This window comes from Citrobacter sp. Cpo015 (genome assembly GCF_030333035.1).
GTDB classification, from domain to species: domain Bacteria; phylum Pseudomonadota; class Gammaproteobacteria; order Enterobacterales; family Enterobacteriaceae; genus Citrobacter; species Citrobacter portucalensis.
The window spans coordinates 289,113-315,815 of sequence record NZ_JAOWGS010000039.1 but is presented as its reverse complement, the minus strand read 5'-3'; the positions used below and the strand labels follow the sequence as shown (position 1 = coordinate 315,815).

The 26,703-nt window shown below is 53.5% G+C and carries 27 protein-coding genes; 13 read left to right on the top strand and 14 right to left on the bottom strand.

The features are described 5' to 3' along the window. The first annotated feature begins 3 nt into the window (after positions 1-3). The 5 genes from OGY67_RS23105 (at position 4) to OGY67_RS23085 (ending at position 3,973) form a co-directional block, all read left to right on the top strand. Entirely contained in the window at positions 4-324 is a 321-nt protein-coding gene (locus tag OGY67_RS23105; protein ID WP_003827230.1) for a PTS fructose transporter subunit IIB, read from the top strand. A 26-nt stretch (positions 325-350) separates the two neighbouring features. Continuing rightward, positions 351-1,442 carry a PTS fructose transporter subunit IIC gene (locus tag OGY67_RS23100; RefSeq protein WP_003827232.1) on the top strand — a complete coding sequence of 364 codons (1,092 nt, stop codon included), beginning with the start codon at positions 351-353 and terminating at the stop codon, positions 1,440-1,442. An 11-nt stretch (positions 1,443-1,453) separates the two neighbouring features. Then, the gene (locus OGY67_RS23095) at positions 1,454-2,305 is read left to right on the top strand and encodes a class II fructose-bisphosphate aldolase (protein ID WP_032945395.1); all 852 of its coding nucleotides are present in this window, start codon (positions 1,454-1,456) and stop codon (positions 2,303-2,305) included. Positions 2,306-2,385: 80 nt separating this feature from the next. Further along, complete coding sequence (locus OGY67_RS23090) at positions 2,386-3,246, top strand: ketose-bisphosphate aldolase (RefSeq protein WP_003024018.1); 861 nt, start codon at positions 2,386-2,388, stop codon at positions 3,244-3,246. A gap of 49 nt (positions 3,247-3,295) precedes the next feature. Beyond that, on the top strand, positions 3,296-3,973 hold the full coding sequence (locus tag OGY67_RS23085) for a D-lyxose/D-mannose family sugar isomerase (protein ID WP_111464491.1): 678 nt from the start codon (positions 3,296-3,298) through the stop codon (positions 3,971-3,973). A 42-nt stretch (positions 3,974-4,015) separates the two neighbouring features. Here the strand turns inward: OGY67_RS23085 and OGY67_RS23080 are convergent, their stop codons facing one another. Further along, entirely contained in the window at positions 4,016-5,725 is a 1,710-nt protein-coding gene (locus OGY67_RS23080; RefSeq protein WP_103284561.1) for an AsmA family protein, read from the bottom strand. A 121-nt stretch (positions 5,726-5,846) separates the two neighbouring features. Next, positions 5,847-7,238: a xanthine/proton symporter XanP gene (gene xanP / locus OGY67_RS23075; RefSeq protein WP_003024026.1), complete on the bottom strand. Its 1,392-nt coding sequence runs from the start codon at positions 7,236-7,238 to the stop codon at positions 5,847-5,849. Positions 7,239-7,463: 225 nt separating this feature from the next. Between xanP and gltS the strand changes: the two genes are divergently transcribed. Beyond that, positions 7,464-8,669, top strand: coding sequence for a sodium/glutamate symporter (gene gltS / locus OGY67_RS23070; protein ID WP_003024029.1), 1,206 nt, complete (start codon positions 7,464-7,466; stop codon positions 8,667-8,669). A 42-nt stretch (positions 8,670-8,711) separates the two neighbouring features. Here gltS and recG read toward each other — a convergent pair whose 3' ends face one another. The 5 genes from recG to gmk are packed head-to-tail and all read right to left on the bottom strand — an operon-like array spanning position 8,712 to position 14,579. Next, a complete protein-coding gene (gene recG / locus OGY67_RS23065; RefSeq protein WP_111464496.1) occupies positions 8,712-10,793 on the bottom strand; it encodes an ATP-dependent DNA helicase RecG in 2,082 nt (693 codons plus the stop codon). A 5-nt stretch (positions 10,794-10,798) separates the two neighbouring features. After that, positions 10,799-11,488 carry a tRNA (guanosine(18)-2'-O)-methyltransferase TrmH gene (trmH, locus tag OGY67_RS23060; protein ID WP_048237018.1) on the bottom strand — a complete coding sequence of 230 codons (690 nt, stop codon included), beginning with the start codon at positions 11,486-11,488 and terminating at the stop codon, positions 10,799-10,801. Positions 11,489-11,492: 4 nt separating this feature from the next. Further along, positions 11,493-13,607 (bottom strand): bifunctional GTP diphosphokinase/guanosine-3',5'-bis pyrophosphate 3'-pyrophosphohydrolase, encoded by a 2,115-nt coding sequence (gene spoT, locus OGY67_RS23055; protein WP_003024038.1) that lies wholly within the window; start codon positions 13,605-13,607, stop codon positions 11,493-11,495. A gap of 18 nt (positions 13,608-13,625) precedes the next feature. After that, positions 13,626-13,901: a DNA-directed RNA polymerase subunit omega gene (rpoZ, locus tag OGY67_RS23050; RefSeq protein WP_000135058.1), complete on the bottom strand. Its 276-nt coding sequence runs from the start codon at positions 13,899-13,901 to the stop codon at positions 13,626-13,628. Between the two features lie 54 nt (positions 13,902-13,955). Continuing rightward, positions 13,956-14,579 carry a guanylate kinase gene (gene gmk / locus OGY67_RS23045; protein ID WP_003024042.1) on the bottom strand — a complete coding sequence of 208 codons (624 nt, stop codon included), beginning with the start codon at positions 14,577-14,579 and terminating at the stop codon, positions 13,956-13,958. Positions 14,580-14,840: 261 nt separating this feature from the next. Between gmk and ligB the strand changes: the two genes are divergently transcribed. Further along, the gene (gene ligB, locus OGY67_RS23040) at positions 14,841-16,520 is read left to right on the top strand and encodes an NAD-dependent DNA ligase LigB (RefSeq protein WP_286574576.1); all 1,680 of its coding nucleotides are present in this window, start codon (positions 14,841-14,843) and stop codon (positions 16,518-16,520) included. Here ligB and OGY67_RS23035 read toward each other — a convergent pair. Continuing rightward, entirely contained in the window at positions 16,517-17,134 is a 618-nt protein-coding gene (locus OGY67_RS23035) for a trimeric intracellular cation channel family protein (RefSeq protein ID WP_003024049.1), read from the bottom strand. The genes ligB and OGY67_RS23035 overlap by 4 nt on opposite strands. A gap of 258 nt (positions 17,135-17,392) precedes the next feature. Beyond that, positions 17,393-18,256 (bottom strand): YicC/YloC family endoribonuclease, encoded by an 864-nt coding sequence (locus OGY67_RS23030; protein ID WP_003024052.1) that lies wholly within the window; start codon positions 18,254-18,256, stop codon positions 17,393-17,395. Between the two features lie 125 nt (positions 18,257-18,381). On the opposite strand from OGY67_RS23030, the gene rph reads away from it, so the two are divergent. Beyond that, positions 18,382-19,098 carry a ribonuclease PH gene (gene rph, locus OGY67_RS23025; RefSeq protein WP_003024054.1) on the top strand — a complete coding sequence of 239 codons (717 nt, stop codon included), beginning with the start codon at positions 18,382-18,384 and terminating at the stop codon, positions 19,096-19,098. A 65-nt stretch (positions 19,099-19,163) separates the two neighbouring features. Then, positions 19,164-19,805 carry an orotate phosphoribosyltransferase gene (gene pyrE, locus OGY67_RS23020; RefSeq protein WP_003837602.1) on the top strand — a complete coding sequence of 214 codons (642 nt, stop codon included), beginning with the start codon at positions 19,164-19,166 and terminating at the stop codon, positions 19,803-19,805. 66 nt (positions 19,806-19,871) lie between these two features. On the opposite strand, the gene slmA is transcribed toward pyrE, so the two are convergent. From slmA to coaBC, 3 genes are all read right to left on the bottom strand, one after another. Further along, a complete protein-coding gene (gene slmA, locus OGY67_RS23015) occupies positions 19,872-20,468 on the bottom strand; it encodes a nucleoid occlusion factor SlmA (RefSeq protein WP_003827257.1) in 597 nt (198 codons plus the stop codon). Between the two features lie 116 nt (positions 20,469-20,584). Next, the gene (gene dut, locus OGY67_RS23010) at positions 20,585-21,043 is read right to left on the bottom strand and encodes a dUTP diphosphatase (protein ID WP_003827259.1); all 459 of its coding nucleotides are present in this window, start codon (positions 21,041-21,043) and stop codon (positions 20,585-20,587) included. Continuing rightward, positions 21,021-22,241 carry a bifunctional phosphopantothenoylcysteine decarboxylase/phosphopantothenate--cysteine ligase CoaBC gene (gene coaBC / locus OGY67_RS23005; RefSeq protein ID WP_267440138.1) on the bottom strand — a complete coding sequence of 407 codons (1,221 nt, stop codon included), beginning with the start codon at positions 22,239-22,241 and terminating at the stop codon, positions 21,021-21,023. The genes dut and coaBC overlap by 23 nt, the downstream gene beginning before the upstream one ends. A 171-nt stretch (positions 22,242-22,412) precedes the next feature. Between coaBC and radC the strand changes: the two genes are divergently transcribed. The 4 genes from radC to mutM all read left to right on the top strand — a co-directional run bounded on the left by radC (position 22,413) and on the right by mutM (position 24,687). Next, positions 22,413-23,078: a RadC family protein gene (radC, locus tag OGY67_RS23000; protein ID WP_032945377.1), complete on the top strand. Its 666-nt coding sequence runs from the start codon at positions 22,413-22,415 to the stop codon at positions 23,076-23,078. A gap of 276 nt (positions 23,079-23,354) precedes the next feature. Beyond that, positions 23,355-23,591 (top strand): 50S ribosomal protein L28, encoded by a 237-nt coding sequence (rpmB, locus tag OGY67_RS22995; protein ID WP_003024071.1) that lies wholly within the window; start codon positions 23,355-23,357, stop codon positions 23,589-23,591. Between the two features lie 20 nt (positions 23,592-23,611). Further along, positions 23,612-23,779 (top strand): 50S ribosomal protein L33, encoded by a 168-nt coding sequence (gene rpmG, locus OGY67_RS22990; RefSeq protein WP_003024094.1) that lies wholly within the window; start codon positions 23,612-23,614, stop codon positions 23,777-23,779. Positions 23,780-23,877: 98 nt separating this feature from the next. Beyond that, a complete protein-coding gene (gene mutM / locus OGY67_RS22985) occupies positions 23,878-24,687 on the top strand; it encodes a bifunctional DNA-formamidopyrimidine glycosylase/DNA-(apurinic or apyrimidinic site) lyase (protein ID WP_286574574.1) in 810 nt (269 codons plus the stop codon). Between the two features lie 38 nt (positions 24,688-24,725). On the opposite strand, the gene coaD is transcribed toward mutM, so the two are convergent. Together coaD and waaA are read right to left on the bottom strand one after the other, a co-directional pair. Continuing rightward, on the bottom strand, positions 24,726-25,205 hold the full coding sequence (coaD, locus tag OGY67_RS22980; protein WP_003024099.1) for a pantetheine-phosphate adenylyltransferase: 480 nt from the start codon (positions 25,203-25,205) through the stop codon (positions 24,726-24,728). Between the two features lie 8 nt (positions 25,206-25,213). Further along, positions 25,214-26,491 (bottom strand): lipid IV(A) 3-deoxy-D-manno-octulosonic acid transferase, encoded by a 1,278-nt coding sequence (gene waaA / locus OGY67_RS22975; protein WP_286574572.1) that lies wholly within the window; start codon positions 26,489-26,491, stop codon positions 25,214-25,216. Positions 26,492-26,703 lie beyond the last annotated feature (212 nt).

Genomic DNA, 26,703 nt, shown 5'->3' with positions numbered 1-26,703 from the left:
GTTATGAATATTGTTTGTGTTGCCGCCTGTACGGCGGGTATTGCGCACACCTATATTGCCCGTGAGAAGTTAATTAAAGGTGCCAAAGCGCTTGGTCATAATATAAAAGTTGAAACCCAGGGCACCATTGGCACAGAAAACGAACTGCTGACAGAAGATATTTCTGCGGCTGATGTCGTGATTCTTGCTGTCGATGTAAAAATAAAAGGGGAGGAGCGATTTTCAAACAAACGCATTGTGCGAGTAAAAACTGAAATCGTCATAAAATCGCCCATTCAGTTTCTTGAAAAGGTCGAAAAATCATTAGTTAATAATAACCAGTAGCGATCCTCATTCTGGAGGGGTTTCACATGAGTGAAAATAAAATTCCGCTATCTCAGGAAATAAAAAAACATTTATTAACGGGAATTTCGTGGATGATCCCGTTAATTGTCGCCGCCGGGATCTGTATTGCTCTCGGGCAAATACTTGGCGGCACTAACGTCGGTGAAAAAACAGGAACCATTCCCTGGATGCTCAACCAGATTGGCGGCTGGGGGATGGGGTTAATCGTACCGCTGATTAGTGCGGCGATTGCGTACTCCATTGCTGACCGTCCGGGATTCGCGCCGGGCCTGATTGTCGGCTTCGTCTGCGGAGAAATTCATACCGGTTTTATCGGCGGGATGCTGGGCGGATTTCTGGTCGGTTATACCGTCCTGCTGCTCAAGCGCTATATCCGTTTGCCGCAGTCGATGCAGGGGTTGATGCCCATCATGGTGCTGCCGGTACTGAGTACCGTTATCGGCGGCCTGTTGATGATGACGCTGATTGGCAAGCCGATTGCCTGGCTGCAGGACGCGTTGATTCATCTGCTGGAGTCCATGCAGGGCGGATCCCGCTTTCTGATGGGCGCTATCCTCGGTGCGATGGCGACATTCGACTTCGGTGGGCCAGTGAATAAAACCATGTCGCTGTTTGCTGACGGCATGCTGGTCAGCGGCGTGTACGGTCCGGAAGCGGTGAAGTTTGTTGGTTCGATGATCCCTCCATTTGGCATTACGCTCTCTTTCCTGCTGACGCGTCACAAGTACACCCGTGCGGAACGTGAGGCGCTGAAGGCCGCATTCCCGATGGGGATCTGCATGATTACCGAAGGGGTTATTCCGATTGCGGCGCGCGACCTGCTGCGCGTTGTGGGCTCCTGCGTGGTGGCCTCGGCGATTGCGGGTGGCCTGATTATGGTGTGGGGTGTCGAAAGCCCGGTACCGCACGGCGGCATGTTTGTGGTTCCGCTCTTTACGCATCCGCTGCTGTTTTGCCTGGCGCTGGGGATTGGTACGGTGATTTGCGGCGTCATGCTGTCGCTGTGGAAGAAACCGGTAACCGAGCGTGATGAAGAGTTTGACGAACTCAGCGATCAAAAGCTGAAAGACGAAGAAATCACCTTCACCCTGGAATAACCGGAGGCCGTATGTTTGCCGATATGAAAAGCATGGTGACCAAAGCCTGGCGCGAGCAGTACGCGCTGCTGGCCATCAACTGTATGAACCTGGAAAGCGCCCGCGCAGCAGTGCGAGTGGCGGAGAAACACCGTGCGCCCATCATTCTGAATTTGTATCAGGGGCATCTGGAGCATTTTCCGGCCCCGATAGCGGCAGCGGTGGTCAAAACGCTGGCAGAGGAAGCCTCGGTTCCGGTCGCGCTGGCGCTGGATCATGGAAAGGATCCTGTACGCATTCGCCAGGCTTTTCGCGCCGGATTCAGCGGCTTAATGATCGACGCCTCCGCCTTTGCGCTGGAGGAGAACATTCGCCAGACCCGGGCGGTGGTTGAGCTTGCAGCCAGCGTTTCTCTGTGCGTGGAAGGCGAGCTGGGCCATCTGGCCGATGCTCCGTGTTATGACCACGCCGCTAACGCTGATTTGATGACCCAGGCCGCCGACGTGGAACCCTTCATCCAACAGACCGGGATCGATTTGCTGGCGGTGTCGGTGGGTACGGCACACGGCATGTACGCGCCGGGTATCACTCCTGCTATTGATTTCCAGCGGCTGGAGGAAATAGCCCGGTTATCAACGGTGCCGCTGGCGCTGCATGGCGGCAGCGGAACGCCGTTTGACCAGCTACAGCGCTGCCCGACGTTTGGTGTCGCCAAGATAAACGTTGGTGCGGCGGTTTTCGAAGCCGGAAAGGCTGCGCTACTGCATACCCTGTGTCGCGACACATCCGGTGAACTCGTTGATGCCCTGGCCCTGATGGAACAGGCCTGCGAGGAAGCCATTATTCCGTACCTGCAGGCCAGCGGCGCTATCGGCAAAGCCTGATTCATTTTCTGTAACGCCTTCTATGCCTCTGCGATGACGCACTGGCAGGGCTTTCTACACCCTGAAACTGGAGAATTAACATGTTAGTTTCGATGAAAGAATTACTGCAACCTACCCGTCAGCACGGTTTTGCCATCGGCGCATTCAACGTGGCGGACAGCTGCTTTGTACGCGCAGTAGTGGAAGAAGCGGAGGCGACCAACACCCCGGCGATTATCTCCATTCACCCCAGCGAACATGATTTTGTCGGCGATGCGTTTTTTAGCTACGTCCGTGATATCACCCTGCGTAGCCCGGTTCCCTTTACTCTGCATCTGGACCATGGCGCTTCGGTTGAGCATGTCCTGCGGGCGATTCAGTGTGGGTTTACCTCGGTGATGATTGATGGCTCGCTGCTACCATATGAAGAGAACGTGGCGCTGACCCGCGAAGTGGTCAAACTGGCGCATGCGGTAGGTGTTTCGGTGGAAGGGGAGTTGGGAACGATTGGCCAGACTGGGACGTCAGTGGAAGGCGGCGTGTCGAAAGTAACTTATACCGATCCTGCTCAGGCTGAGGATTTTATCGCCCGAACGGGTGCAGACACGCTGGCGGTGGCGATTGGAACCGCGCACGGGATCTACCCGAAAGGGATGCAGCCTGAGCTGCAAATGAACATCCTGCGCGATATCGCCGGGCGTGTGGATATTCCGCTGGTGCTGCACGGTGGTTCCGCGAACCCGGATGCGGAAATTGCCGAATCCGTGACGCTAGGCGTTGGCAAAATCAACATTTCCAGCGATATGAAATACGCCTACTTCCAGAAAGTCCGCGAAATCCTGGCGAAAGAAACCTGGTGGGACCCGAACGTAATCTATCCGGAAGCCATTAGCGCCGCGCGGGACGTGATCCGCCACAAAATGAAACTGTTCGGTTCAACCGGCAAAGCATCACTTTACTAACGGCATGCAGGCGGGGCGACCCGCCTCTTTCGCAACAAGGAAAAGTGGAATGAAGCGTTCACACATTAATTATGCCGTCGATAAAGCGCATGCCATCGCTGAGACTTTTCGGGTCTGTCTGCCTGATTTCGCGTATTTTACGGTTGATGCCTGGCGGCAACAGGATCAAACTCTGTGGCGTGAAGTGCGCGATCTCCAGTTGGGCTGGGATATTACCGACTTCGGGCACGGAGATTTTGCGCAAACGGGGCTGACGTTACTAACGTTGCGCAATGGTCTGATGGGGTCAGCGGATTACCCCAAACCGTATGCCGAAAAGATGCTGCAAATTCAGCAGGATCAGCAAACGCCATGGCATTTTCATCGCCATAAAATGGAAGATATCGTTAATCGCGGCGGCGGTGATTTATGTATGCAACTGGCGTGGGCCACGCCTGATGATGAGTATGACGCCCGACGCGTTGTTGAGGTTAGCGTGGATGGTCAGCGGCGTACCGTTAGCGCTGGCGAGACGCTGGTATTGAAACCGGGACAAGGAGTGTGCCTGCCACCGCGCTTGTATCATCGCTTTTGGGCGGAGAAGGCGTTTGTGCTGGGCTGGGAAATCTCGATGGTCAATGACGACCAGCATGACAACCACTTTTTGGAACCTGGCGGTCGTTTCCCGGCGATTGAAGAAGACGAGCCCGTGAAATGGCTGTTGTGCAGTGAATATATTCGCTTATGAGCGTGAGTAGGCCCGGTAAGCGAAGCGCCACCGGGCAATAAATCATTGTGCAGGTGGTGGTGCAGTGACTTCACTCCCCGAAACCACGCCCGCCTGCATGGTTTGCGTTACCTGCTGTTTCTCCACGTTCACCGCATGCAGCTGACCGTTGACCGTTGGCTTGAGCGGCGCATCGGCCTGAATATTGCCGCTGGCGGTAAGCTGGATGTTGCCATCGCCGGAAAGCGGCAGTGCGGGCCAGCCCCACTGTTGCAGGATCGTCATTGGCACGCCGCGCCCGTTCAGGCTGACCTGCGTCTGGCGCTGAGGTAGCTGCGAAATGCTGGCGGTGGCCTCCAGCAGTCCTTTTTCCGTATAGGCGCTCAGTTCGCTGATATTGATGGTGCTGCTGTTTGCCGTTAGCGCCAGAGAAGGACGACGCACATCCGTACGGTTAAAGGTAGCGGCAGCGGCGTTGAGGGTGGCGCTACCGCTCCAGATCCCCCACTGATTGTTCTGTACCAGCCCGAGGTTAGCGCCGTAGCCGTCCAGCGCGGTGAGCTGCCACGGGAAGTTGGGGTCGATATCTATCACCAGATTACGGCTGGCACTGAATTTCTTCAGCGTCAGGCTGTTTAGCCACGCTGGCAGGGGTTTCATCCACAGCTGCTTCCAGTTTTCCGGCAGCGTGTATTCCAGACCAGCAATCGCGGCATCGTCAAGGACCAGCGCTTTGTTGCTGCGCATCCAGTTTCCGGATGTTCTGACCATACCGCCTTCCCAGCGGGTGGTGAACTGGCGCAGCGCAATGCCCTGCGGTGAGAACTCGGCGTTCAGAATCGGATCGAAGAAGTGCAGAGAGCCGTAAATAAACTCGCTGGCATTCATCGACAGTTTGCCTTCCTGAGTTTGCCAGTCGTCCTTGCTGAAGGTCATGTTGCGCAAGCTCAGATCGAGATCCGTCACCGCCCAGTCGGGGCCTTGCAGACGGGCATCCGTCACTTCCAGACGACCAATTTGCAGGGAAGGAATAGTGCTTAACGGGGCAAAAAAGTCGGCCAGCGATTTGTCGCTTTGCAGCCGGATATCGTTCAGGCGCAGATTCTCCACAACCCAGCTCCCGTCGGCATTGCGTTGCGCTACGCCGGTTAATGCCCCACGCGCCACGTCAGCGCCAATATTGCTTAGCGTCACCCGGTCATGGTCGATGCTGCCTTCAATCAAGACGTTGGTAGTTGGAACATCGTTGAGCGTCAACGAACTGGCGCTGAGCTGAATTTGCGCTTTGCTCCCGAGAATTTTACCTGCCTCAGGGCTCCAGGGAATGACGCCGCCGTTAACGCGCTGGGCGCTGAGGTTCCACTCGCTGCCGGGGCTGTTAAGCGCCATATCCTGCATTTGCAGGCGATCGGCCTGGAACGGTAGCGGTGCGGTTTGCTGGGAAAGATTCAGTGTGCCGTTTTGCAACAAAATGGTGTCTACGTGCAGCGGGTCGGTGATTTGGCGGCTACTCAGCCCAATATCGACCGTTTTAGCGACCAGCGTTGCGGGCTGACCATCCCGGCCAAAGGTGACGTTTTCCAGCAGAATATGGGAAGGGGAGGAAAACCGGTGATCGATGGCATCAAACGCCAGATGGTAGCTGCTGTTCTCCGAAACCCAGGCGCTGACGTGTTCTGCCCCCCAGCGGGTTTGCAGTAGAAAATAAAGGCCGAGAATCGCCACTGCAAGGGCGATCAGCACGTAAAGAAGCAGCTTTCCAATAAATTTCATGGTCTTCCATCCCGCGAAGTGCACATAGTCAAGTTATGCACGATTTAGGCGCAATGCTCAAGGCGGGAATGGTGAAAGAGCGTTACAGCGGCGTTGATTCAGAACCAACGCCGCATTTTGCTTATTGCTTTTCTGGCGGGAATACCAGATTCAGAACGATTGCGGTAATACCGCCAGCGGCGATACCGGAAGAGAGCAGGTTTTTCACCCAATCCGGGGCGAACTGGAGAATCAGCGGCTGCTGGGAAACACCCAGACCAACGGCCAGCGACAGCGCGATAATCAGAATCGCGCGGCGGTTCAACGGCTCGCGGGACACGATACGCACACCGGATGCTGCGATAGTACCGAACATCACCAGCGTTGCGCCGCCCAGTACCGGCTCAGGAATATGCTGTACAAAACCGCTGACTGCCGGGAACAGGCCCAGCGCGATCAACATCAGCGCCACCACAAAACCAACGTAGCGGCTGGCAACGCCTGTTAACTGAATAACCCCATTGTTCTGGCCAAAACAGGAGTTCGGGAAGGTGTTGAACACGGCGGAAACAAACGAGTTCAGACCGTTCGCCAGCACGCCGCCTTTCAGGCGCTTCATATACAGCGGACCAGAAACCGGCTGCTCGGAGACATCAGAGGTGGCCGTAATATCGCCGATGGTTTCCAGTGACGTGATCATAAAGACCAGCATCAGCGGCAGTAGTAAACTCCAGTCGATGCCCAGGCCATAATACAGCGGCGTTGGCACCATCAGCAGGTCCTGACTTACCGGTGCGGTATTTTGCGGCAGCATGTCCATAAACCAGGCCAGCAGATAGCCTGCCGCCATCGCAATCACCAATGACGCAACGCGCAGGTACGGGTTGCGTTGACGGTTAAGCAGGATGATTAGCGCCAGCACCACGCCTGCCAACAGTAAATTCTTCGGCGCACCAAAGGTGTTGTCGCTCATTGCGGCATAGCCACCGCCAATCGATGTCAGACCTACCTGAATCAGCGACAGGCCGATAATCATCACCACCACCCCTGAGACCAGCGGAGTAATAATACGACGCGCCAGGTGCAGGACACGCGAGATAACCATCTCGGTGCAGCTTGCCAGCATCAGCGTACCGAACAGCGCCGCCATCATGGTTGGGACATCTGCGCCACCGGTTTTTAGCGCCGTACCGCCCATAATCAGTGGCGCAACAAAGTTAAAGCTGGTGCCCTGAATGGATAGCAGCCCTGAGCCTACTGGTCCCCAGGCTTTGATCTGAATGATAGAAGCCACGCCGGAGGCGAACAGCGACATACTGATAATGTGTTGAGTATCCTGAGCCGGTAAACCAAGCGCCTGGCAAATTAACAGAGCAGGGGTGATCACCGCGACGAACATGGCCAGCAGATGCTGACAGGCGGCAAACAGGGTCTGGGCTAACGGGGGGCGATCTTCAAGACGGTAAATCAGTTCACTGTTGTGAGTCTGCGCAACCGGTTGCGCATTTGTTGACTCTACGGCGTTAACGGACATCAGAGGCAATCCCATGGTGGAAAAGCGGTGATTTTATCTGACCAGGGCAGAAAAGCAAACGTTTGCTAGCAGGTATTCTTAATATTTAAAACGGATAAACAAACATTTTTATATAACTTTTCATCATTTTCTGCTTAAAATCCACTCCGAAAACTCAATAAGAGCTAAAAATCGGTCTGGAATGCATCGTGCGTGATTGTGCTAAACGCACTAATGGAGCTGTAAATGTTTTATCTCGATACGTTATCAACGCTGGTTGCGGCAACCCTTGTGTTGCTGCTGGGACGTAAGCTCGTCCAGTCTGTTTCCTTCCTGAAAAAATACACCATTCCCGAACCTGTTGCAGGCGGATTGCTGGTGGCGATTGCGCTGCTGGTGCTGAAAAAAAGCATGGGTTGGGAAGTGAACTTCGATATGACCCTGCGCGATCCGCTGATGCTGGCCTTTTTCGCCACCATCGGTCTGAACGCCAATATCGCCAGTCTGCGTGCTGGTGGCCGCGTGGTGGGTATTTTTCTGATTGTGGTTGTTGGCTTGTTGCTGATGCAAAACGCCATCGGTATTGGTATGGCGACCCTGCTGGGTCTGGACCCGCTGATGGGTCTGATCGCTGGCTCGATCACCCTCTCTGGTGGACACGGAACCGGGGCCGCGTGGAGCAAGCTGTTTATTGAACGTTATGGCTTCACCAATGCGACTGAAGTGGCGATGGCTTGCGCAACGTTTGGTCTGGTGTTGGGTGGGCTGATTGGCGGCCCGGTGGCACGTTATCTGGTCAAACACTCCACCACGCCAGACGGTATGCCGGACGATCAGGCCGTGCCGACCGCATTTGAAAAGCCGGACGTTGGGCGCATGATCACCTCGCTGGTGCTGATTGAAACCATTGCTCTGATCGCTATCTGTCTGACGGTGGGTAAAATCGTTGCGCAAATGCTGGTTGGAACAGTGCTGGAATTGCCGACCTTCGTCTGCGTGCTGTTTGTTGGGGTGATCCTCAGTAACGGTCTGGCGCTACTGGGCTTTTATCGGGTGTTCGAACGTGCGGTTTCTGTACTGGGTAACGTTAGTCTGTCGCTGTTTCTGGCGATGGCGCTGATGAGCCTGAAGTTGTGGGAACTGGCTTCACTGGCCTTGCCGATGCTGGCAATCCTGGTTGTGCAGACTATTTTCATGGCGCTGTACGCGATATTCGTCACCTGGCGCATGATGGGTAAGAACTACGATGCCGCCGTGCTGGCTGCCGGACACTGCGGTTTTGGCCTCGGCGCGACGCCGACGGCGATTGCCAACATGCAGGCGATTACCGAACGTTTTGGACCATCCCATATGGCGTTTCTGGTGGTGCCGATGGTGGGGGCGTTCTTTATCGATATCGTCAACGCGCTGGTGATTAAGCTGTATCTGCTGTTACCGATTTTCGCGCAATAACGGCTGTGCGGCGGGGTAACGTCCGCCGCCGCTATGAATTAACTACGCGTTGGAGTAGCGTTCGGTTTCCGGCATCCAGCGCTCTATCAGTGCCACGGCCTGTTGCGGATAACGTTCGTGAATATGGCGGGCGATGCGCTGAGCTTCCGGAATAATCGCCTGATCGCGCAGTAAATCTGCGACCTTGAATTCTGCCGTTCCGGTCTGGCGAGTACCTAACAGCTCGCCGGGGCCGCGAATCTCTAAATCTTTTTGCGCAATTACGAACCCGTCGTTGCTGTCTCGCAGAACCTGCAGGCGTTTCTGCGCGGTTTTAGACAGCGGTGATTTGTAGAGCAGAACGCAGTGGGAGGCCACCGCGCCACGGCCTACGCGACCACGCAACTGGTGCAACTGGGCCAGACCTAAGCGTTCCGGGTTTTCAATAATCATCAGACTGGCGTTTGGCACGTCCACGCCCACTTCAATCACCGTGGTGGCAACCAGCAGATGCAGTTCACCCTGCTTAAAGGCCGCCATTACCGACTGCTTCTCGGCGGGCTTCATGCGCCCGTGTACCAGGCCAATATTGAGTTCTGGCAGCGCCAGTTTAAGCTCTTCCCACGTCGCTTCTGCCGCCTGAGCTTCCAACAAGTCAGACTCTTCAATCAGCGTACAGACCCAGTATGCTTGACGTCCTTCGTGGGTACAGGCGTTGCGCACGCGATCAATGATATCGCTGCGGCGGGTATCCGGAATGGCGACCGTAGTGACCGGCGTACGCCCCGGAGGGAGTTCGTCAATGACCGACGTGTCGAGGTCAGCATAGGCCGTCATCGCCAGGGTACGTGGAATCGGCGTGGCGGTCATGATTAGCTGGTGTGGATGGAAACCCTGCTGCTGACCTTTTTCCCACAGCGCCAGGCGCTGATGAACGCCGAAGCGGTGCTGTTCGTCGATGATAACCAGCGCCAGCCCGCTGAACTGCACCTGTTCCTGGAAAATCGCGTGCGTGCCGACAATCATCTGCACCTGACCGCTGGCGATAGCTTCCTGTTGCGCCAGACGCGCTTTACCTTTCTGCTTGCCCGCCAGCCAGCCCACTTCAACGCCCAGTGGCGCGAACCAGTTGCGGAAGTTACTTGCATGTTGTTCAGCCAATAGTTCGGTAGGAGCCATTAGCGCAACCTGCTTACCATGTGCGATAGCCCGCAGCGCGGCCAGCGCGGCAACCAGCGTTTTACCAGAGCCGACATCACCCTGCACCAGGCGCATCATCGGCACATCCAGTGCCATATCGCGTTCAATCTCAGCGGTAACGCGGGCCTGTGCGCCAGTAGGTTTGAACGGCAATGCTGCCAGCAGCTTATCTTTTAGCGCGTTGTTAGCACTTAACGGCTGGGCGTGAAAACGCTGTGCCCCGGCGCGTAGTGCCAGCATGCTGAGATTATGCGCCAGCAGTTCTTCGAGAATCAGACGTCGCTGCGCCGGATGTTGTCCGGTTTCCAGATCGCTGAGTTGCAGCGACGGTGGGGGGCGGTGCAATGTGCGCAGTGCTTCGGGTAGGCTCATCATGCCCTGTGACAGCTCTGGCGGCAGCAGTTCGGCAATGGCGCAGGTATCGAGCAGATCCAGTGCCTGATCGGTCAGCTTGCGCAGCGTGGCCTGCTTCACACCTTCGGTGGTTGGATATACTGGTGTGAGTGTTTCCTGCAATTCTGGCGTGCTGAGATCGCCTTGTACGCGGTATTCCGGGTGAATCATCTCTGCGCCGTATTTCCCGCGTTTGGCTTCGCCGTAGGCCAGTACCCTACGCCCGGTAGCAAGGCTGTTTTTCATCGCTGCGCTGAAGTTGAAAAAGCGCATGGTGAGAATCCCCGAGCCATCGCTGATTTGACAGGTCATCATCCGGCGGCCGCCGAAGGTGATATTGCAGTTCAGCACTTCGCCTTCAACGGTGGCATAGACACCCGGCAGCAGTTCGCCAATTGGGTACAGATGGGTACGGTCTTCGTAACGCAGAGGGAGGTGGAGCAGGAGGTCCTGCACGGTGTGCAGGCCAATTTTCGCCAGTTTACTGCTTTGCGCTGCGCCAACGCCGGTTAGAGAGTTGAGTGGGACGGCATCCAGTAAACGGCCTTTCATCGCGTTTATCTCGCAGATTGCATAGTGGCCCACCACGTTGCATCGGCTTCAATTTCGCCCTGCGTGTTTACGTGAGGGTAGGGAAGACCTTTGCGCTTAGCGACATTCGCCAGCACCGGATAACCGCCTTCAAACAGTAAGCGCTGCTGCTCTTCTTGTGGCAGCATGCTGTTTTCTCGTCGGTACATCCCCGCGTTTTGCCGCTGGCGCTGTGCTTCGTACAGAATCAGCGCGGAGGCGACAGAAACGTTCAGTGACTGCACCATGCCAGTCATGGGAATGATGATGTCCTGATCAGCCAGATTCAATGCTTCCTGAGTGATGCCGGTTTTCTCCTGGCCCATCAGGATGCAGGTGGGGCGCGTGTAATCAATCTCGCGAAAATCCACAGCTTTATCTGACAGATGGGTTGCCAGGACCTGCATGCCCCGGCTTTTTAAATGTGTGACCGCATCGCCAATGGTAAGGTGAGTTTTCACCTGCACCCAACTGTTGCTGCCTGCAGCAGAAGAGGCCATGGTGCGCATACGGCTACCCGGCCAGACGGCGTGGACTTCATGCACGCCGACCGCATCTGCAGTACGAATAATCGCAGAAACGTTATGAGGTTTGTGAACCTGCTCCATGCAGACGGTCAGATCGGGCTGACGACGTGCGAGCATCTCGCGGATACGTGCATAGCGCTGTTCATTCATAAGGCTAGTTTCGGTTACGGGTGACTTTTATCACGTCCGGCATGACGCGGATTTTGCGCATGATATTCGCCAGGTGCACACGATCGCGAGCGGTCAGGCGAATAAAGGCGCTATAAACGCGGCCATCTTTCTCTTCCGTATTCAAACTTTGAATATTGGAGGTGGTCGTGTTGATTGCCGCCGTCAGGTTCGCCAGAGCACCCTGGTGGTTAAACATATCCACCTTAATCTCGGTGATGAATTCCTGCTCCGTCTCTTTATCCCATTCCACCGCCATAAACTTCTCTGGCTCTTTCTGGTAGCCACGAATATTACGGCAGGACTCATGGTGGATCACCAGACCTTTACCCGGACTGACGTGGGCAATGATTGGATCGCCTGGAATTGGACGACAGCATTTCGCGAAGGTGATCAGCACGCCGTCAGCGCCTTTGATCGGCAGATGACCATGGCCAGATTGTGCTGGTACGTTCGCTGTTGCTTCGCCTTGCTGGAGGTTTTTCGCTACCACCACGCTCATGGCGTTACCCAGGCCGATTTCTGCGAGCAGATCGTCAAGCGTGGCGAGCTTCATACGCTCAAGCTCACGCTGGATGCTCTCTGGCGGGATCTCAGCCAGTTTACGGCTACCGCCCAGGGCATGATTGAGCAGTCGACGACCCAGACTGACGGAATCATCGCGCTTGAGGTTTTTCAACAGTTGGCGAATCTTGGCGCGCGCTTTCGAACTGACGACGAAGTTTAGCCACGCGGCATTCGGACGTGCGCCCGGCGCGGTGATAATCTCAACGGTCTGGCCGCTAAAGAGCGGTTGTGAAAGCGGGTAAGGCTGTCTGTCGACGCGCGCGCCGACGCAGGCGTGACCGATATCGGTATGCACGGCGTAGGCGAAGTCGACAGGCGTTGCACCGGCGGGCAGTTCGACAATTCGCCCTTCCGGTGTGAAAACATAAATCTCATCCGGGAAGAGATCAGATTTGACGCTTTCAATAAATTCAAACGAGCTACCGGCGCTCTGCTGCAGTTCCAGCAAGCTTTGCATCCAGCGCTGAGCGCGGATTTGCGCAGTGGTGCTGCTTTCGCCGCCGTGCTCTTTGTAAGCCCAGTGCGCTGCGACACCCATCTCTGCCATCTGGTCCATGTCTTCAGTACGAATCTGTACTTCAACCGGGACGCCATGAGGGCCGATCATTGAGGTGTGCAAAGACTGATATCCGTTCGCTTTCGGAATGGCGATATAGTCTTTCACGCGACCAGGGCGTGGTTTGTACAGGCTGTGCATCTGGCCGAGTACGCGATAGCAGGTATCGGAATCATGAACGATGACGCGAAATGCGTAGATATCCATGATGGAGTGAAAACGCTGCTCTTTGAGCACCATTTTGCAGTAAATAGAGTACAGATGCTTCTCACGCCCGCTTACGCGACACGGAATACCTGCCTCCTGCAAACGCCCTTCGATTTCCGAGAGGATTTTTTGGATCATCTCTTTGCGGTTGCCGCGAGCGGCTTTAACCACTTCTTTAATCACGCGATAGCGGTTTGGGTACAGCGCTTCAAAACCCAGCTCTTCCAGCTCGGTTTTAATGTGATGAATACCTAAACGGTGTGCCAGCGGACTATAGATTTCGAGGGTTTCACGGGCGATGCGGCGACGTTTGTCCGGGCGTAATGAGCCCAGCGTGCGCATGTTGTGGGTGCGGTCGGCAAGTTTGATGAGAATGACGCGGATATCCTGCACCATCGCCATAATCATCTTGCGAAAGTTTTCAGCTTGCGCCTCTTTCTTATCGCGAAACTTAAGCTTATCAAGTTTCGATACCCCTTCTACCAGCTCTGCAACGCTTTTACCAAAAAGCTGTTCCATGTCCTGATAGGTGGCTGGGGTATCTTCAATCACGTCATGCAGCAGCGCAGCCATCAGCGTTTCGTAGTCGAGTTTCATCTCGGCCAGAATGCAGGCTACCGCTACCGGGTGCGTGATATAGGGTTCACCGCTTGAACGTGTCTGGCCCTCGTGAGCGTCACGTGCAACGAGATACGCCTGCCGAAGACGCTTAATCTGGTCTTCCGGCAGGTAGTTTTGAATCAGTTGATTCAGGCTTTCAAACAGATACAAGGGCGACCCGCTTTGTGATTAACGACGACCTTCAGCAATAGCGGTAACGGCTTGTAATTCAGCGGCTTCCTGCTCTTGCTGTTCCTGGCGCTCACGCACGTCGAGGATCTGGTTGTTGATCAGACCTTCTTCGATTTCGCGCAGCGCGATAACGGTAGTTTTATCGTTTTCTTCCGGTACGAGCGGATCCTTTCCGCCTACCTGCATCTGACGAGCGCGACGCGCGGCGACCAGTACCAGGTCAAAACGGTTACCAATTTTCTCTACAGCGTCCTGAACAGTTACGCGTGCCATACTTAAAATGCTCCACAGGTGAAGAAATGACTGGGCATGATACTGAATGTGGGTTCAGTCTGCCAACAGTTTGCTGATTAAAGCGTCATGACGCTGCTTTTGGCGGCTCATGCGCAGACGTTCGGCGCGAATGATGGTTTTCAAATCGCCCAGGGCGGTGTCGAAATCATCATTCACAATAAGATAATCATATTCGGCGTAATGGCTCATTTCTGCAACAGCTTGCGCCATACGTTTCGCGATCACGTCTTCGCTATCCTGACCGCGGCCACGCAGGCGGCGGTCCAGCTCAATCTTAGACGGTGGCAAAATAAAAATACTGCGCGCATGCGGCATTTTTTCACGAATTTGCTGCGCACCTTGCCAGTCGATATCTAAAAAGACGTCTACGCCGGATGCTAATACTTGCTCAATGGTTTCACGCGAGGTGCCGTAGTAATTACCGAAAACCTCCGCGTGTTCCAGGAACGCGTCTCTGCCAATCATGGTTCTGAATTCATCATGGTTCACAAAGAAATAGTGTTCACCGTGCACTTCCCCCGGGCGCGGTGCGCGCGTGGTGTGCGAAACAGAAACCTGGGTGTCATACAACGGTTGGGTCTTTAATAAAGCCTGAATCAGGCTGGATTTACCCGCGCCACTGGGGGCAGAAACAATATAAAGCGTGCCTTGAGCCATGAGTATCTTAATGTATGTGATTGTCGAAAGAGAGCCTACATACGGGCTTATTATACACGTAGCCGCTATGTGACGTAGCCCTTGTCACACTTTTTGCGCATGTTTATTGCGTTTTGCGTACCAGTTTCCTGTTTTATCGGTGATTTGCAGCAATACATGCAAATGTCCGGAAAGCTGTTCGCAGGATGAATTTTTGCCGCTCTGTTTCTATTTCACTTCGCGCTATACCTGCCGGGAAACGTATCGTTCAGCGGAGATAGCATGGGATTATGGAAATGCATAGGGTTGGTTTTACTGGTGTGGCATTTACCTGCGTGGGCGGTATGCCCCGTCTGGTCGCCTGCCAGGGCAAACGAGGAAATTTCACGACTACAGCAGCAGATTACACAGTGGAATGATAGTTACTGGAAACAAGGGGAAAGTGCCGTAGACGACGGCGTTTATGACCAGCTCAATGCGCAACTAATTCAATGGCAGCGCTGTTTTGGCGATGAAGTCCCACCAGATCTGTCTGTGCCCCCAATAAGTGGCACCGTCTCGCATTCAGTTCCCCACACGGGCGTTCGAAAACTTGCTGATAAGCAAGCGCTACAGCAATGGATGCTCGCTCGCAGCGATCTCTGGGTGCAACCGAAGGTGGATGGCGTGGCGGTGACGTTAGTCTATCGCAATGGCAATCTGGTACGGGCGATTAGCCGTGGTAATGGCCTGAAAGGCGAAGACTGGACGCAAAAGGTTCTGCAGATCCCTTCCGTACCACATTCCACCAAGGGGAAACTCGCTAACAGTACGTTGCAGGGTGAGATATTTTTGCAGCAAGAGGGGCATATTCAGAAGCAGAGAGGGGGAATGAACGCCCGCTCGAAGGTTGCTGGATTAATGATGCGCCAGGGCAATCCGGAAATGTTACGCTCGCTGGCAATTTTTATCTGGGCCTGGCCTGATGGTCCGGCGGTCATGCCTGAAAGACTGGAGCAGCTCACGGCTGCCGGGTTTAGTTACACGCAACGTTATACTCAGGCCGTGAAGAATGCGGATGACGTCGAAAAGTCGCGCGCCAGGTGGTGGAGTTCAGCATTACCTTTTGTGACAGATGGTGTCGTGGTACGAACGGCAAAAGAACCACGGGCACAGTATTGGCTACCCGGACAGGGGGACTGGCTGGCTGCGTGGAAATATCCTCCCGTGACGAGGGTATCTGAGGTAACGGGTATTCAGTTCTCCGTTGGTAAAAGCGGGAAAATTGCGGTGGTTGCATTGCTGACTCCCGTCATGCTGGATGATAAACGCGTACAGCGCGTCAATATTGGCTCCGTCCGACGCTGGAATGAATGGGATATCGCGCCTGGCGATCAGATTCTGGTGAGCCTGGCCGGACAAGGGATACCCCGTATAGACGAGGTGGTCTGGCGCAGCACTCAGCGTACTAAGCCAATACCCCCCGAGGGGCGCTTCAATTCATTAACCTGTTTTTATGCTACAGCGGAGTGCCAGGAACAGTTTGTTGCCAGACTGGTCTGGCTGGGCGGCAAAGAGGTGCTGGGGCTGGAGGGGATCGGCGAGGCGGGATGGCGAGAGCTCAACCAGGTGTATCGCTTTGAACATATCTTTTCCTGGCTTGGGTTAACTCAGGAACAGTTAGAGTCTGCACTTGGTGTAATCAAAGGGGAGAAGCTGTGGCATCAGTTCAACCTGTCGCGCGATCTCCCGTTCACGCGCTGGGTGATTGCCATGGGAATACCGTTAACACAGGCAACGCTAAATGCCAGCCGGGATGGTTCGTGGCAGCAATTAAAAGAACGCGATGAACAAAGCTGGCGGCAGCTCCCTTTCATGGGAGAACGGCGGGCACGGCAGGTTATTCAATGGCTGGAGGATCGAGAGGTCACAGCGCTGAGCAACTGGTTAGCTGCTCAGCGGATCGCGGGCTTTATGCCTTAATGGCCTTCGTGGCGATAGTAAAATACCGGCAGACCTAACTTCAGGCGCAGCGCCAGTAATCGGGCGGTAAAGCCGAAGAGCAGAGTAGAGATAACCACTACATCATGACTGGAGACATAATGCTGTAGCACGATGTACAACACAGCAGCGGCGAATGATACGCCAGCATACAACTCTTTCTGGAACACTAACGGGATGCGTTTGCAGAACATATCGCGTAATACGCCACCGAAGACGCCGGTCGTGACCGCAGCGACCACGGCGATAATCGGTCCATGACCCATATCCAGTGCCACCTGAGCACCGATAATAGAAAAGACCACCAGGCCCAGCGCATCCAGTACGAGGAATATTTTGCGCAGATAGGGCATGACGGGAGCAATAATGGTGGTGAGTACCGCAGCGGTCGCCACGATAATGACGTATTCAGGGTGCTTTACCCAGCCAAGAGGATAGTGGCCGAGAAGAATATCGCGTACCGATCCGCCGCCAATGGCCGTTGCGGTGGCAATGATGATGACGCCAAATGTATCCATACGACGACGCCCAGCCGCAAGCGCACCGGTCATGGCTTCGGCAGTAATACCAATTAAATATAAAACGTGTAACAGCATGTATTCCCCCTGATTTGCTGGGGGCTAAGGTTAACGATTTGTGCGCCTTGTCACGATTGAGATTTTCTAAGGTGAAGTGATTTTAATAACTACAGCTAATGCGAGTTCGCCGAAAATGCGTGGTGATATGCGCTTTGTGTTATGAGCTTTAATAAAGAATGATGAGAAAATATAATTCGAATTGAACAAGGGAGTACCAAAGCGTCGGGAAAAATACGTAGCCTCGCCATTTATTGGCGGGCTACGTAGAATGGCTGCTTACTCGATGTTCTGAATCTGCTCGCGCATTTGCTCGATCAGTACCTTCAGTTCAATCGCGGAATTCGTCACTTCGGCATTGATAGACTTCGATGCCAGAGTGTTCGACTCACGGTTGAATTCCTGCATCATGAAGTCCAGACGACGGCCAACCGCCTCTTTTTTCTTCAGAATGTTGTAGGTTTCTTTGACGTGGGCTTCCAGACGATCTAATTCTTCTGCCACATCGATACGCTGCGCCATCAGCACCAGTTCTTGCTCAAGGCGGTTATTCTCCAACTGTACCTGGGCGTCTTCCAGTTTGGCTACCAGACGCTCGCGCTGCCATTGCAGGATTTCCGGCATATGAGCACGCACTTTTGTGACTTCAGCACTGACGCCTTCCAGACGCTGCTCGATCAGCGCCTTCAGCGCCTGACCTTCGGTTTCACGCGCAACGATGAAGTCATCCAGCGTACCGTCAAGCGCGGCGAGGATTTCGGCGGCAATGGCGTCCAGATCCTGCTCCTGGGCAGCCATTACGCCTGGCCAGCGCAGGATATCAACCGGGTTGATTTCACCTTCATCGCTCTGCATTTTGACCCAGTTAGCAGCGCTAACGAGCTGTTTAGCGAGTTTTTCATTCAGAATCAGCTCGCCTTGCGCGCTGGCATCAGGCTCAAAACGCAGCGTACATTCGACTTTACCGCGCGTCAGACGCGTGCGAATACGTTCGCGAACAACGGGTTCGAGACTACGGAACTGCTCCGGCAGGCGAAAATAAGTTTCCAGATAACGCTGGTTTACCGAGCGCATTTCCCAGGTGGCGCTACCCCATTCACCCTTGATTTCACGCCGGGCGTAGGCGGTCATGCTGCGGATCATAGACGTTCCTGTTTTTAAAGATGAGATGGGAGGATTATAGCCATCCGCGTCTTGTCAGGATAGGAATAACAGTCGGAAGTCCGTATAATGCGCAGCCACATTCGTTTCAAGCCGGAGATTTTATCATGCGTCCAGCAGGTCGTAGTGCCAATCAGGTGCGTCCCGTCACCCTGACCCGTAATTATACAAAACACGCTGAAGGCTCCGTGCTGGTCGAATTTGGTGATACCAAAGTGCTGTGTACCGCCTCTATTGATGAAGGCGTACCGCGTTTTCTGAAAGGTCAGGGCCAGGGCTGGATCACCGCAGAATATGGCATGCTGCCACGCGCTACGCACACCCGTAACGCCCGTGAAGCGGCAAAAGGTAAGCAGGGCGGTCGTACCATGGAAATCCAGCGTCTGATCGCCCGCGCGCTGCGCGCAGCTGTTGACCTGAAAACGCTCGGCGAATTCACAATTACGCTGGACTGCGATGTTATTCAGGCCGATGGCGGTACGCGCACCGCATCAATTACCGGCGCATGCGTTGCGTTGGCTGATGCGCTGAACAAGCTGGTGGCGAGCGGTAAGCTGAAAACTAACCCGATGAAAGGGATGGTCGCCGCGGTTTCCGTGGGCATTGTGAACGGTGAAGCACTCTGTGACCTTGAGTACGTTGAAGACTCTGCTGCTGAAACCGACATGAACGTAGTGATGACTGAGGACGGTCGCATTATAGAGGTTCAGGGTACGGCGGAAGGCGAACCGTTCAGCCATGAAGAACTTCTCACCCTACTGGCATTGGCCCGAGGGGGAATCGAATCCATTGTAGCGACGCAGAAGGCGGCGTTAGAAAATTGATTTTAAAGGCGACTGATGAGTCGCCTTTTTTTTGTCTGTAATAAAGTGAGATGAGGAGCGAATCCATGAAACCGTATCAGCGCCAGTTTATTGAGTTTGCGCTTAGCAAGCAGGTACTAAAGTTTGGCGAATTTACGCTGAAATCCGGGCGCAAAAGCCCCTATTTCTTCAACGCCGGGCTGTTTAATACCGGGCGCGACCTGGCACTGTTAGGCCGTTTTTATGCCGAAGCGCTGGTGGATTCCGGTATTGAGTTCGATTTGCTGTTTGGCCCTGCCTACAAAGGTATTCCGATTGCGACTACTACGGCTGTAGCACTTGCGGAACACCACGATAAAGATTTGCCGTACTGCTTTAACCGTAAAGAGGCGAAGACCCACGGTGAAGGCGGCAATCTGGTCGGTAGCGCACTAGAGGGACGTGTGATGCTGGTGGATGATGTTATCACCGCAGGTACGGCGATTCGTGAGTCGATGGAAATTATCCAGGCGAATGGCGCCACCCTGGCGGGGGTACTGATTTCTCTCGATCGTCAGGAACGCGGTCGCGGCGAGATTTCCGCGATTCAGGAAGTGGAACGCGATTATGGCTGCAAGGTGATTTCTATCATTACCCTGAAAGATCTGATTGCGTATCTGGAAGAGAAACCAGAGATGGCGGAGCATCTGGTGGCAGTACGGGCCTATCGCGAAGCGTACGGCGTTTAAGAACTGCCGGATGGCGCTGCGCTTATCCGGCCTACGTAACCCCGTAGGCTGGACAAGACGAAATCGCTACTGCAATTGAGCGGCAACCAACGGCCAGCGGGTGTCAAAATCATCCGTTGGGCGGTATTTAAATTCGCTACGTACAAACCGAGACAGCATACCTTCGCAGAAAGCCAGTAACTGGCTGGCCAGCAGCGTTTCATCCACGGTGTAGCCTTCACCTTCACGCATTCTTTTTTCTCGCAGAACCTGGCGCAACTGCGCTTCAATGCGCTCAAAAAGTTGGTTAATGCGACCTTGCAGACGGTCTTGCTCGAACATCAACGCGTGTCCGGTCAGAATTCGTGTCAGGCCTGGATTACGCTCACCAAACCCTAAAATCAGCAGAACGATCAGACGCAGACGCGCGTTGGTGTCTTTTTCATCTTTCAAAATCAGATTGATACGCGTAATCAGACTATCTTCGATAAACTCAATCAGGCTATCGAACATACGGGTCTTGCTGGGGAAATGGCGATACAATGCCGCTTCGGATACGCCAACTGAGGCTGCCAGCTTTGCTGTGGTGATGCGTTGGCTACCATCGCTGGACTCAAGCATCAGTGCCAGAGACTGAAGTATTTCTTCGCGACGATTCCTTTTCGCAGTTTGCTTTTCTACCATGTTACAAAATACCCCTGAAAATAAGCTCTTGCCAGGCAGGCATCCACACAGCGACCGCAAACTGTTGTTTGCGGTGTGTTATTGCGTTATTACGCTATGGGATGCTTTTCTGCGGGTTACTTGCGCCCGGAATGGCCGAAGCCACCTTCGCCACGATCGGTGGCTTCAAACTCTTCCACCAGATTAAATTCAGCCTGCACGACCGGTACAAATACCATCTGCGCGATACGTTCGCCCGGCTCAATAGTGAAGCTGTCCTGACCACGGTTCCAGACGGACACCATCAGTTGGCCCTGGTAGTCGGAATCAATCAAACCAACCAGATTGCCCAGCACGATACCGTGCTTATGGCCCAGCCCGGAGCGAGGGAGCATTACCGCTGCCAGAGAAGGATCGGCAATGTGGATAGCTAACCCGGTTGGCACCAGCGTTGTTGCGCCCGGCGCCAGCTCTACGGCGTCATCAAGACAAGCACGCAGGTCAAGTCCGGCAGAACCAGAAGTGGCGTACGTCGGGAGCGGAAATTGTTGCCCTACGCGCGGGTCCAGAATCTTAACGTCGATTTTTTTCATCATAACGGGTCACGATCTCGTCGAGTAATAATTGGCCCAGGAGTTCTTTACGCTCAAGCGGTAAGACTTTGTCTCCATCCTGCCAAAAAAGGTGTAATGCGTTGCTATCGCTGTTAAACCCTTGAGTTGACAGCGAAACGTCGTTCGCACAGATCACATCAAGGTTTTTGCGGATGCGTTTTTGCCGGGCATATTCTTCCACATTATTTGTTTCGGCGGCAAACCCAACGACAAAAGGACGGTTAACATCCAGTGCGGCAACACCGGCGATAATGTCCGGATTTTTGACCATTTTTACTGTTAATTCATCGCCCTGCGTCGCTTGTTTTTTTATTTTTTCGTGGGCGACAGTTTCAGCGCGATAATCAGCGACTGCAGCGCAGCCGATAAAAATATGCTGTTGTTGCACCGTAGACTGCACAGCGGCTTCCATTTCCAGCGCGGTCATCACATCAACCCGTTGAACAAATGGTGGTGTGGATAACGAAACCGGACCCGATACCAGTGTGACGTTTGCCCCGCGCTTTGCGGCAGCGGCCGCGATCGCAAACCCCATCTTCCCGGAACTGTGGTTGGAAATATAACGCACGGGATCAAGCGGTTCACGCGTTGGACCCGCCGTAATCATGATGTTGAGATGTTGCAGATCGTTGACAGGTGAAAAATGTTCTGCCGCCATATCCACAATCGTTAACGGATCCAGCATACGTCCTGGGCCGATATCACCACATGCCTGACTACCGCTGTCAGGACCCCAAATGAGCAAACCGCGTGAGGCAAGAATACCCAGATTGTGCTGGGTCGCGGCAGAGCGATACATCTGCTGGTTCATGGCTGGCAGTACAGCAACAGGAGCAGGCGTTGCCAGACAAATCGTTGACACCAGGTCGTTGGCCATACCTGCGGCGACACGAGCAATCAGGTCTGCTGTAGCGGGTGCCAGGATGACCAAATCGGCCCATTTCCCCAGCTCAATGTGGCCCATCGCGGCTTCGGCTGCGGGGTCAAGCAGGCTGTCGGAAACGGGATAACCTGAAACCGCCTGTAAACTCAGGGGAGTAATAAATGCTTTTGCCGCTTCGGTCATCGCCACGCGGACGTCAGCGCCGCGTTCCCGTAAACGACGCACCAACTCAGGGGTCTTGTACGCAGCAATACCGCCACTGACGCCAAGTACGATTTTTTTACCGGCCAGGCTCATCATGATCTTTCCTGTTGGGTTTCACCAGAAGGCGGATATTTTATCACAATCCGCAATTTGTCGTGCTTTTGACCGTGCTCCACTTTGCGAGGCGCTACGAAGAAGTGAAAACAACGCGTCGAATCACCGTCGGTGTTATGCCACTATGCGGACGCGAGAGGAGGGAGAAGCATGGAAAATACAGGAAGTATGATGCCCCGGGAAAAGCTATTGGCGCAGGGGGCCAGTTCTCTGACCGATGTTGAGCTTTTGGCTCTTTTTTTACGTACCGGCATGCAGGGTAAAGATGTGCTTACGCTGGCGAAAGAGATGCTTCAGCATTTTGAGTCGCTGTATGGCCTGTTGTCTGCTGATTACATGGATTTTAGCTATGTTCAGGGAATCGGTATCGCGAAGTACGCACAGTTGAAGGGGATTGCGGAGCTGGCAAGACGCTACTACAACGTGCGAGTGATAGAGGAGCGGGCTCTACTTAGTCCGGAAATGGCGCGTGAATTTCTGCAAAGCCAGCTTTCGCAAGAGGAACGCGAGATCTTTCTGGTGATCTTTATGGATTCTCAACATCGCGTGATTAAACACAGCAAACTTTTTTCCGGTACGCTTAGCCATGTCGAGGTACATCCGAGAGAAATTGTCCGTGAAGCGATAAAAATGAATGCTTCTGCGGTGATCCTTGCGCATAATCACCCTTCGGGGTGTGCAGAGCCGAGTAAAGCAGATAAACTCATCACCGAGCGTGTTGTGAAATGCTGTCAGTTCATGGATATCCGGGTGCTTGATCATCTGGTCATTGGGCGCGGAGAGTACGTTTCTTTTGCGGAACGCGGTTGGATTTAACGCACTTTACGCGATCCATCGGGATCTTTGTCTGTTCGGGACTTGAGCACATCGCTGACTCAGCGTATACTACGCCACCTTTGAGAATCTCGGGTTTGGCATTTGGGCCTGGCAATCGAGAGTTCGCAAATACGCAAAATCATTCTTGTTGCGTCCAATGACGAGGCAACATTGAAAGATTAAGTGTATTGAACTGCGATAACCGGGCTGAGAAGCCTGACGAGGCGCCAATACCCCATACGAAGCTCGAGCTAATTTGATTTTTGGAGAATAGACATGTCCCGAGTCTGCCAAGTTACTGGCAAGCGTCCGGTGACCGGTAACAACCGTTCCCACGCACTGAACGCGACTAAACGCCGTTTCCTGCCTAACCTGCACTCTCACCGTTTTTGGGTTGAGAGCGAGAAGCGTTTTGTCACCCTGCGTGTATCTGCTAAAGGTATGCGTGTTATTGATAAGAAAGGCATCGAAACAGTTCTGTCTGAACTGCGTGCCCGTGGCGAAAAGTACTAAGTACTAAGAGGAAATAAATCATGGCTAAAGGTATTCGTGAGAAAATCAAGCTGGTTTCTTCTGCTGGTACTGGTCACTTCTATACCACTACGAAGAACAAACGTACTAAGCCGGAAAAACTGGAACTGAAAAAGTTCGATCCAGTTGTTCGTCAGCACGTTTTATACAAAGAAGCGAAAATCAAATAATTTTCGTTTTGATGTAAAGAAAAACCCTGCCTCGGCGGGGTTTTTTGTTTTCTGGCCGTCCCCATATTAATGAGACCTGACATACCGCCGGAGATACTATGCCTGAATTACCTGAAGTCGAAACCAGCCGCCGTGGTATTGAGCCGCATCTGGTGGGGGCAACGATTATGCACGCGACGGTGCGTAACGGTCGTTTGCGTTGGCCAGTATCTGAGGAAATCTATCGTCTGAGTGATCAACCTGTCCTCAGCGTACAGCGGCGCGCGAAATACCTGCTGCTAGAACTGGCGGATGGCTGGATAATCATTCATCTGGGGATGTCGGGTAGCTTGCGTATCCTTCCTGAAGAGCTTCCGGCAGACAAGCACGACCACGTTGACTTAGTGATGAGCAACGGCAAAGTTCTGCGTTATACCGATCCCCGCCGCTTTGGCGCCTGGCTGTGGACTAAAGAACTGGAAGGACATAATGTCCTCGCTCATCTTGGCCCTGAGCCGCTGAGCGATGATTTCAACGCCAATTATCTACAGCAGAAATGTGCGAAGAAGAAAACGGCGATTAAACCCTGGCTGATGGATAACAAACTGGTGGTGGGTGTGGGTAATATCTACGCCAGCGAGTCGCTATTTGCGGCTGGGATTCATCCTGACCGTCTTGCGTCATCACTGTCGAAAGATGAGTGTGAATTGCTGGTACGCGTTATCAAGGCGGTGTTGCTGCGTTCTATCGAGCAGGGTGGGACGACGCTGAAGGACTTTCTGCAAAGTGATGGTAAGCCTGGCTATTTTGCCCAGGAGCTGCAGGTCTATGGGAGAGAAGGTGAACCTTGCCGCGCATGTGGCGCACCGATTGTTGCGACAAAACACGCCCAGCGTACAACGTTCTATTGTCGTCGCTGTCAGAAATAGTTTCATTGCTGGCCGGATGTTGCATCCGGCCTGGTGCATTACTTCAGTTTACTCATTAATGCCTGATGGACGTTTTCCGGCAAAAAGTGCGTCACGTCACCCTGGTGGCGGGCAACTTCTTTCACCAGTGACGATGAGATAAATGACCACTCTTTAGATGGCATCAGAAAAACGCTTTCCAGCTGTGGCATGAGGTGGCGGTTCATATGAGCCAGCTGCATTTCATACTCAAAATCGGCTACCGCGCGCAGGCCACGGATCAGAATGTTCGCCTGATTATCACGGGCAAAGTTTGCCATCAGATCGCTGAATCCCAGCACTTCCACATTGCCAAGATGTGCCGTTGCCTGTTGTGCCAGCTCAACGCGCTCTTCCAGAGTAAACATCGGCTTTTTACTGGGGCTTGCGGCAATCGCCAGAATCACGTGATCAAACATGCTTGTCGCACGCGTCACGATATCAAGGTGGCCGTTAGTAATAGGATCAAAGGTTCCTGGATAAATCGCCCGTTTTTGCATGACTTGCCTCAATGCGTTTTGGGTGGCAGGTAAGGTTCCAGCAGTTGCAGCAGACGCTGTAGCGCGCCCTGATTTTGATACAGAACTTCAACTGCGTGACGGCCATAAAAATTACGATAATCTGCATCGGTCAGTAAGGAAGAGACCTCTTTCACCAGCGTAGTTGCGTCGGTGACGGTGATCAATCCGCTTGCCTGTTCGAGACGGGCGCAAATATCTTTAAAATTAAACGTATGTGGTCCCATCAACACCGGAATAGCATGCGCTGCCGCTTCCAGCGGGTTGTGTCCACCACGTTCAACCAGTGAACCGCCGACAAAAGCAAGGTCGGCAATGCCATACAGCAACATCAGCTCACCCATAGTATCGCCGATCACAACCTGAGTACCTGATGATGGAACTTCACCCGAAGAACGAGTGGTATAGCTTAGTCCAGCCTGGCGTACGAGGTTAATGGCATCCGGGAACCGTTCAGGATGTCTGGGAACCAGAATCAATAAAAGATTCGGGAACTGATTTAATAACGCCTGATGAGCGGCAATGATGATGCTTTCTTCACCGTCGTGGGTGCTGGTTGCAATCCATACCGGGCGGTGAGGCGCCCATTGACGACGTAATGTCACCGCTTTTGCGGCCAGTTGCGGTGTGACGGATATATCAAACTTCAGGCTGCCAGTAACGGTGACTTGATTGCTTCTGGCGCCAAGCGTAATAAAACGTGCGCCATCTTCTTCGTTTTGTGCGGCAATCAACGTAATTCGACGCAGTAGTCTGCCAACAAATTTACCTAATTTCGCATAACCAGCGGCTGAACGAGCAGAAAGACGTGCGTTGGCAATGACCAGAGGAATGTGGCGCTTATGGAGTGCCGCGATCAGATTTGGCCACAGCTCGGTTTCCATAACTAACACCAGTTTGGGGTCAACTTTATTCAGAAAACGGTTCAGGGCATCCGGTAAATCGTATGGCAAATAAATGTGCTGAACGTCAGTGCCAAAAGCAGATTGTACGCGCTCGGAACCGGTTGGCGTCATGGTGGTTACCGTGATCGGCAAGTCGGGATAACGATGTCGCAGAGCGCGAACTAATGGGATTGCAGCCAGCGTTTCGCCCACAGAAACCGAATGAAGCATGATGCCGCCAGGTTTTAGCGGGCGGCGATAAAAGCCGTAGCGTTCGCCCCAGCGTTTACGGTAGGCCGGAGCCTTACGTCCGCGCACCCAAAGCCGTATCCAGATCAAAGGCTGAATAAGGTAGAAAAGGGCGGTGTAAAGCAATTCGAGCATAATAGTAGCTGACTTATGAATGTGCTGGGGATTCTATGTATTTAACTATGGCTTTACCATCATTTTTATCCAGGTTGTATCAAAACGATGGAATTGGTGAGGGACCGATTTCGCTGATGGCTATTTCAAAAATGCACATGGCCGCATTTATATGTCTTAACCTCTTGTGCGGTGTGCGTTTTCTGATGAACTGGTGTCTTTTTTATCTGTAT

What these genes read in the sequence shown, in the direction of transcription:
- coaBC (WP_267440138.1), bottom strand. Translation starts at nt 22,241, where the DNA reads ATGAGCCTGGCCGGTAAAAAAATCGTACTTGGCGTCAGTGGCGGTATT.
- rph (WP_003024054.1), top strand. Translation starts at nt 18,382, where the DNA reads ATGCGTCCAGCAGGTCGTAGTGCCAATCAGGTGCGTCCCGTCACCCTG.
- OGY67_RS23085 (WP_111464491.1), top strand. Translation starts at nt 3,296, where the DNA reads ATGAAGCGTTCACACATTAATTATGCCGTCGATAAAGCGCATGCCATC.
- coaD (WP_003024099.1), bottom strand. Translation starts at nt 25,205, where the DNA reads ATGCAAAAACGGGCGATTTATCCAGGAACCTTTGATCCTATTACTAAC.
- rpoZ (WP_000135058.1), bottom strand. Translation starts at nt 13,901, where the DNA reads ATGGCACGCGTAACTGTTCAGGACGCTGTAGAGAAAATTGGTAACCGT.
- OGY67_RS23095 (WP_032945395.1), top strand. Translation starts at nt 1,454, where the DNA reads ATGTTTGCCGATATGAAAAGCATGGTGACCAAAGCCTGGCGCGAGCAG.
- xanP (WP_003024026.1), bottom strand. Translation starts at nt 7,238, where the DNA reads ATGTCCGTTAACGCCGTAGAGTCAACAAATGCGCAACCGGTTGCGCAG.
- OGY67_RS23030 (WP_003024052.1), bottom strand. Translation starts at nt 18,256, where the DNA reads ATGATCCGCAGCATGACCGCCTACGCCCGGCGTGAAATCAAGGGTGAA.
- dut (WP_003827259.1), bottom strand. Translation starts at nt 21,043, where the DNA reads ATGATGAAAAAAATCGACGTTAAGATTCTGGACCCGCGCGTAGGGCAA.
- slmA (WP_003827257.1), bottom strand. Translation starts at nt 20,468, where the DNA reads ATGGTAGAAAAGCAAACTGCGAAAAGGAATCGTCGCGAAGAAATACTT.
- gltS (WP_003024029.1), top strand. Translation starts at nt 7,464, where the DNA reads ATGTTTTATCTCGATACGTTATCAACGCTGGTTGCGGCAACCCTTGTG.
- ligB (WP_286574576.1), top strand. Translation starts at nt 14,841, where the DNA reads ATGGGATTATGGAAATGCATAGGGTTGGTTTTACTGGTGTGGCATTTA.
- rpmB (WP_003024071.1), top strand. Translation starts at nt 23,355, where the DNA reads ATGTCCCGAGTCTGCCAAGTTACTGGCAAGCGTCCGGTGACCGGTAAC.
- OGY67_RS23105 (WP_003827230.1), top strand. Translation starts at nt 4, where the DNA reads ATGAATATTGTTTGTGTTGCCGCCTGTACGGCGGGTATTGCGCACACC.
- gmk (WP_003024042.1), bottom strand. Translation starts at nt 14,579, where the DNA reads ATGGCTCAAGGCACGCTTTATATTGTTTCTGCCCCCAGTGGCGCGGGT.
- rpmG (WP_003024094.1), top strand. Translation starts at nt 23,612, where the DNA reads ATGGCTAAAGGTATTCGTGAGAAAATCAAGCTGGTTTCTTCTGCTGGT.
- OGY67_RS23090 (WP_003024018.1), top strand. Translation starts at nt 2,386, where the DNA reads ATGTTAGTTTCGATGAAAGAATTACTGCAACCTACCCGTCAGCACGGT.
- waaA (WP_286574572.1), bottom strand. Translation starts at nt 26,491, where the DNA reads ATGCTCGAATTGCTTTACACCGCCCTTTTCTACCTTATTCAGCCTTTG.
- recG (WP_111464496.1), bottom strand. Translation starts at nt 10,793, where the DNA reads ATGAAAGGCCGTTTACTGGATGCCGTCCCACTCAACTCTCTAACCGGC.
- OGY67_RS23100 (WP_003827232.1), top strand. Translation starts at nt 351, where the DNA reads ATGAGTGAAAATAAAATTCCGCTATCTCAGGAAATAAAAAAACATTTA.
- radC (WP_032945377.1), top strand. Translation starts at nt 22,413, where the DNA reads ATGGAAAATACAGGAAGTATGATGCCCCGGGAAAAGCTATTGGCGCAG.
- pyrE (WP_003837602.1), top strand. Translation starts at nt 19,164, where the DNA reads ATGAAACCGTATCAGCGCCAGTTTATTGAGTTTGCGCTTAGCAAGCAG.
- OGY67_RS23080 (WP_103284561.1), bottom strand. Translation starts at nt 5,725, where the DNA reads ATGAAATTTATTGGAAAGCTGCTTCTTTACGTGCTGATCGCCCTTGCA.
- OGY67_RS23035 (WP_003024049.1), bottom strand. Translation starts at nt 17,134, where the DNA reads ATGCTGTTACACGTTTTATATTTAATTGGTATTACTGCCGAAGCCATG.
- mutM (WP_286574574.1), top strand. Translation starts at nt 23,878, where the DNA reads ATGCCTGAATTACCTGAAGTCGAAACCAGCCGCCGTGGTATTGAGCCG.
- trmH (WP_048237018.1), bottom strand. Translation starts at nt 11,488, where the DNA reads ATGAATGAACAGCGCTATGCACGTATCCGCGAGATGCTCGCACGTCGT.